The following is a 5,521-nucleotide window of genomic DNA, read 5'->3' as shown; positions in this document are numbered from 1 at the left end:
GCTGTTCGACATGATCTGACCAGTCTCCCTGCCCGCGACTCCGGGCGACAGGACCACTCTCAGAACCACCGGACCTACGAAACGGGGTCAGCCCAATGTGGCAAGGGACTTGACCTCCGCAGTGCAGGTGGCGCGCACCCGGCCGTGCCGGAAACGATCGTTTTCGGCGGAGTGGTCGCGGACGCGCGAGAACGCCCGCCGAAAAGGTGAATCAGAACCTGGTTTCGGCGGGCGTTTTCGGTGGCCTGGTGGGCGGGCTGAGGAGGGCTACTCTCGCAAGTCCGCTGGGGCGTATTTGTCTCCCGTGACGTCGTTGACGATCGTGTCGCCCTGGACGAGGAAGACAGCGAATCCTGCGGGGCCGATGGTGTAGGTTCCGTCCTCATTTTGACCGAGGGCGAGGACGTATGTTGAACCGGGAACGAGTTTGGTCTGCTCGTCGTAGGCGTACGTCTGCGTCTGCTCACGAAGCTCATCGGTGCTGAGATCTGTGAGTCCGCTCTTCTCGGCGCTCTCCTCCGGAGAGTCGTCGAGGACCTGCTGCAATGTCACGGTGCCGCCTGGATACAGGGCAGTGAAGTCCGACTCGATTGCGGGCCCTTTGAGGACGTCAGTGACGCGGAGGCCGACCTTCGTATATGGCATCCCACTGCCGGGGACCGTGAACGAGGCGCGGTCGGCGATCTTCGTCACCTCGGCCGTCACGATCAGGTCGGCGTGCTTGCGGATCTCCTCGATATTGGTGACGTCGAACGCCCACATCGCGGAAACCACCACGTCCGGCTCGGACACGATCGAAGTGTCAAGCTGCTGCCGCGGCTGCGCCTCACTCTGTGCTGGGGGTTCCGGGGCGGTCTCCGGCGCGGCAGAGCAGGAGGCCAGCATGAGGGTGGCGACCAAGAGGGTTGCGGGACCGAGTTTTCTCATCACCAACACCCTCGTCAGTACTTCGCGTTCAGCATGCTGTTCGCATCCGAGGTGAGACGTGTCGCTGTGCCCGAAATTGAGCCGAACATGATGGATGCTTGATTGGCGTTGTTGTACAGATCGCGTAGTCCGTAGCCAGGCAGCATCTCGTGCACGATGACCGCTTCACGTTTCGTGTTCGTGAGCCCGTCCATGTGATAGTCGTTCAACCGAACTTCGGCGTAAACCCAGTTGTAAGTGTCCTTCTCGCTGACTGGCATTGCGTAGTTGTTGCCGTTCGCGTTCTTGCGATGGCTGGTTGTCTTCGCAACGGGTTCGGTCGAACTTGAGCTGTAGTACTGGTAAAAGTCCATGTTGGAGTTCGAGTTCACCGTGGTCTTCCACAACACCATGGGGTTGCTCATGCCCGAGGGGTACATGATCTTCTGCACCGCGTTCGGGATCGACGTCGTGTACTCATTGCCGGGAGCGATCCAGCTCCAGCCGGTGTGCCGCTCGCGAATACCGAAAGTCCTGCAACAGCTGCGGCCAGAGCCGCTCGTTTGATCCGCGATCGCCGCTTCGACACGAGTACCCCCCAGGTTTCCAGTGCCCAGAACATACAGGTCCGTGGACCGAAAAGAAAAGCATTGGGATGACGAGCCCGTCACGCCGAAAACGATCGATTCCGGCACGGGGTCGGTGCTCCTGGAATCGACCTCCCAAAACATAGGGCCGTCTCATAACCACCTTTCGGGCCAGTTAGTTTCGGGGCACAGTTTCGGTCCCGGCTTGACCTTCGACTCAGCTCGAAGGTTTAGTGTCGGGCGCGTGCGTATCTCTGAGCTGTCCCGTCGCTCCGGCGTGCCGGCGACCGCCCTTCGGTTTTACGAGTCGGTGGGGCTGATCGTGGCGGCGCGCGCGGCGAACGGATACCGCGACTATGACGAGAGCGCCGTCGACCGGCTGTCCTTCCTGCATGGGGCGAAGCAACTCGACCTGTCGCTACCTGAGATTGTCGAGTTGCTCGACGTGGTGGAGGCGGAGAGCTGCACGCAGGTTCGCGAGACTTTGAGGCCGAAGCTGGATGAGCGCCTACGTGACGTCGACGAGCGGCTGGCGGTGTTGATGAAGCTTCGAGAGCGGTTGGTGGAGGCAACGGATCGGGTGACGGCTTGTCCCGACAGTGGCGATCGCTGCCGGACTCAATGTGTGCTCTCGCGATCGGGTGCGTCGTGCGTGTCGGAGTCGGGATCGATCGGCGGCGCCCGATGAAGCTCGCCGCAGTCGTCGAATGGTGGGACCGCCGCCAGATTTTGCTCTACGTCGTAGCTATCGGGGGCGGGGCGCTCCTGGGGTTGGCTGCGCCGCAGCTCGCGCCCGTCTTGGAGCATTCGATCAAGCCGGTGCTGATGGTGCTTCTGTTCGCGACCTTCCTGGGTGTGCCGCTCATCGAGGTCGGGCGGGCGCTGCGCGATATCCGCTTCCTCGGAACGGTCCTGGTCGCCAACTTCGTCGTCATTCCTGCTATCGCATGGGGGTTGTCTCGGTTCGTCGCGGATGACCGGGGGCTGCTGCTGGGGGTGTTGTTCGTTCTCCTCACGCCGTGCATCGACTACGTGATCGTGTTCACCGGATTGGCGGGCGGAGCTCGCGCCCGCTTGCTAGCGGCCGCGCCGCTGCTGATGCTCGTGCAGATCGTTCTCCTGCCGGTGTTCCTGTTCTTGTTCGCCGGGGGTGACGTGCTCTCGGTGATCGACGTTGGACCTTTCGTCGAAGCATTCCTACTGCTGATTGTGCTCCCGCTTGCGGCCGCGGCGGTCGTGCAGGCGATCGCTCGACGACACCCCGTCGGGCACGCGATCGAACGGGTGATGGCGGTGGCGATGGTCCCCCTGATGATGGCAACCCTCGCGGTTGTCGTTGGGTCACAGATCGCCGCCGTGGGCGCGCAGGCGCTCACGCTCCTGCGAGTCGTCCCGGTCTACGTCGTGTTCGTCGTGTTGGCCGTCGCGATCGGACTGCTCGCGGGCCGTGCAGCTCGACTCGATGTGCCCTCGACGCGGGCAGTGATGTTCTCGGCCGCCACCCGGAACTCGCTCGTCGTCCTGCCGCTCGCGCTCGCCCTGCCTCACTCGCTGAGCATCGCGCCCCTCGCCGTCGTCACTCAGACGCTCGTCGAACTCGTCGCCATGGTGGTGCTCGTCCGTCTCGTGCCGCGCATAGCTCGCCAAAGGGCCCAGGTGCCCGCCGCCTAGCCCAGCTTTTCCGGTGAGAGCTGCCGTCCACATTGGGGGCCGCTCTTGTAGGTTTCCGCAATCGCTCGAAACTGATCGTTTTCGGCAGGGACGACGACGTCGACGAGCAGGAGCGCGACACGCCGGTGATTGATCTGCCGAAACCCCCTGCCGAAACCGAATCGCGCCGAAACCCCGGCAGTACCGTTTTCGGTATGGCACACGAAGTCGGCTACGCCCGAGTCTCCAAGCGCGAGCAGAACCCTGACGCTCAGGCGGCCGAGCTGCGCGCCGCCGGCTGTGAACGAGTGTTCGTCGATCACGGCGAGTCCAGCCGCGTCGCGGATCGCCCACAGTGGCTCGCCTGTCTCGACTACCTCCGGCCGGGGGACACCCTCAAAGTGCGTCGGCTTGACCGGCTCGCCGGCAGTGAGCGCATCCTGATCGAGACGCTGCAGGACCTCGACGCACGCCAGGTGAACATCGTCAGCCTTACCGAGCCCATGATCGACACCACCACGCCTATGGGCCGCGCCCTCTACGGAATCGTCGCCGTCTTCGCGCAGCTCCGCGTCGACACGATCCGAGACAACACGACACGCGGCCTCGACTACGCCCGCAGCCAGGGCCGCGTCGGCGGCCGCCCGAGCGTCATGACGCCCGAACGGATCGCGACCGCCGAGCGCATGCGTGCAGAGCAGCAGAGTTGGGCGAGTATCGCCCGCGTTCTCGGAGTCGGAGCCACCAGCGTGCGACGAGCTCTTCACCGATAGCGCTACCTATCACCCCCTGATAGAATGTTCTATAGGAGGTGGTCGCCATGACGACCGCAGAGATTCCCGCCGAGGCGCGCGCGGCAGTTCTCGCACGCCGCCGGAAGGAAATCGACGAGCTGGACTACCGACGCGAACTGCGACGCCTCGAGCAGTGCGGATACAGCCAGCGCGACATCGCCAGGTGGCTCGGGATCGCGCAGCCGTCCGTGCTCAGCGCGCTCCGCACCGCATCGAAGGTGACGATGCCGCTCGACGGATTCTCCGGTGCCACTCCCTACGAGATTTGCCAGCGCTACGCCGCCGGCTTCATCGACCGCGCAAAGCTCGTCGACGAGCTCACTCGGTTCCCCTACGTGAAGGGCGGGCAGACGGACGGGTACGACTCGTTGATCGTCGACCCCGCCGGCACGTGGTCGGAGGTCAGTGACGCCGCACGCCGCGGACTCATCGAGGACGACGTCTACGAAGAGGTGTTCAACCGCCGGCACGGCATCGAGCCTGATGTTGCGTCGAGTCACGTAACCCAGGCCGCTGCCGTCCAACGAGGCCGGGAGGTAGCCGGCAAGAACGGCGGGGGAGAGCTTTCCGTGCACGGAAGGAACGGCCTCACGGCCAGCATGGGCGGGACGAACAACGTGTCCAGTGTGCACGGGAAGGATGCGACTACTGGTCGCATCTTGAAGGCCGGCGATACCCGCCGCGCACGGAGGCCATAGCGCGTGGCTTCTGACGCAGTTACTCGCCACATGGAGACGGTGCGCGAGCTGTCTAAGCCTGGGCAGGCACTCGCGCCGAACGCCCCCACGGCAACGACGAACAACCCCGCGTGGTGGATCGACGGCGAACCGACTCCCTCGCGCCTGCGGCTGCACACGCGATTGCTCCAGGAGACTCGCGACGCCGCTCCCGACGTCGAGCAGCAGCGCCGCGCGATCGTGCTCGCCGGGCCTCCGGGCGAGCGCAAGAGCACCGTCCTCGAGCACGTGCTCGGAGAGCACCGCGGAAAGTACCTCGTGATCGACGCGGACGAGTTCAAACGATCGCTTCTGAGTGAGGCGCAGGCGGATGGGAGCTACGACCAGTGGCTCGTACCTGATGCCATCCGGGAACGCGAGGCGGAGAGGGAGAGGTTCTATCCGCTCGAGCTGGCATCCCTCGTACACGAGGAGTCATCCCACCTCGCCAAGAGCTTGCGCACTGATGCGATCGCCGCGGGCGACATCGTCATCGACACCGTCCTCAGCAACGAGTCCGACGCGCTCGCGCTCGGGCAGCGCCTCCACGCGGCCGGCTACGACGTTCGCGTGATCGACGTCGAGGTGCCCTATGAGCTCTCGGAAGAGCGGATCCGCGCGCGGTGGGAGTACGCGTACACAGCAGCCTTGGACGGAGGCGATTCGTTGGGCGGGCGATGGGTTCCCAGCGAGTACGCGCGAGACGTGTTCGACGGCCCTGACTTTGTCAACCTGATTTGGCCCCGGGGTGACGGTTTGAAGTGGCCCCGTCGTGGCGGCGGGTCGATGTGGGTGGCTGTCTGTTGTCAGGCGCAGCAGGAAGTGGGGAGTTCGTTGCGGAAGAGGTTCGCAGTGAGGCGGATGCCTT

7 protein-coding genes are annotated in these 5,521 nt (G+C 64.4%); 5 read left to right on the top strand and 2 right to left on the bottom strand.

The genetic code is table 11. The annotated features are described in order from the left end of the window. Positions 1–267: 267 nt before the first annotated feature. Positions 268–792: a hypothetical protein gene (locus tag ACPEH2_RS15675; protein ID WP_359921407.1), complete on the bottom strand. Its 525-nt coding sequence runs from the start codon at positions 790–792 to the stop codon at positions 268–270. A gap of 149 nt (positions 793–941) precedes the next feature. Then, the gene (locus ACPEH2_RS15670) at positions 942–1,601 is read right to left on the bottom strand and encodes a hypothetical protein (RefSeq protein ID WP_359921410.1); all 660 of its coding nucleotides are present in this window, start codon (positions 1,599–1,601) and stop codon (positions 942–944) included. 136 nt (positions 1,602–1,737) lie between these two features. On the opposite strand from ACPEH2_RS15670, the gene ACPEH2_RS15665 reads away from it, so the two are divergent. From ACPEH2_RS15665 to ACPEH2_RS15645, 5 genes are all read left to right on the top strand, one after another. Then, positions 1,738–2,181, top strand: coding sequence for a MerR family transcriptional regulator (locus ACPEH2_RS15665; protein ID WP_359921412.1), 444 nt, complete (start codon positions 1,738–1,740; stop codon positions 2,179–2,181). Then, positions 2,178–3,164, top strand: a complete 987-nt coding sequence (locus ACPEH2_RS15660) for an arsenic resistance protein (protein WP_359921414.1) — start codon at positions 2,178–2,180, stop codon at positions 3,162–3,164. The genes ACPEH2_RS15665 and ACPEH2_RS15660 overlap by 4 nt, the downstream gene beginning before the upstream one ends. Before the next feature lie 32 nt (positions 3,165–3,196). After that, complete coding sequence (locus ACPEH2_RS15655) at positions 3,197–3,916, top strand: recombinase family protein (protein ID WP_359921416.1); 720 nt, start codon at positions 3,197–3,199, stop codon at positions 3,914–3,916. A gap of 47 nt (positions 3,917–3,963) precedes the next feature. Then, positions 3,964–4,635, top strand: coding sequence for a DUF2188 domain-containing protein (locus ACPEH2_RS15650; protein ID WP_359921419.1), 672 nt, complete (start codon positions 3,964–3,966; stop codon positions 4,633–4,635). A 30-nt stretch (positions 4,636–4,665) separates the two neighbouring features. Then, a partial coding sequence (locus tag ACPEH2_RS15645; protein ID WP_359921422.1) for a zeta toxin family protein occupies positions 4,666–5,521 on the top strand: 856 nt, incomplete at its 3' end.

The sequence above is a fragment of the Microbacterium sp. NPDC064942 genome, from assembly GCF_049545525.1.
Taxonomy (GTDB): Bacteria; Actinomycetota; Actinomycetes; order Actinomycetales; family Microbacteriaceae; genus Microbacterium; species Microbacterium gawkjiense.
Note: the sequence above shows the minus strand (reverse complement) of the source record. Positions and strands in the feature narration are given on the sequence as shown.

Excerpts from the sequence above, each read along its gene's own strand:
- ACPEH2_RS15660 (WP_359921414.1), top strand. The coding sequence starts at position 2,178 with ATGAAGCTCGCCGCAGTCGTCGAATGGTGGGACCGCCGCCAGATTTTG.
- ACPEH2_RS15650 (WP_359921419.1), top strand. The coding sequence starts at position 3,964 with ATGACGACCGCAGAGATTCCCGCCGAGGCGCGCGCGGCAGTTCTCGCA.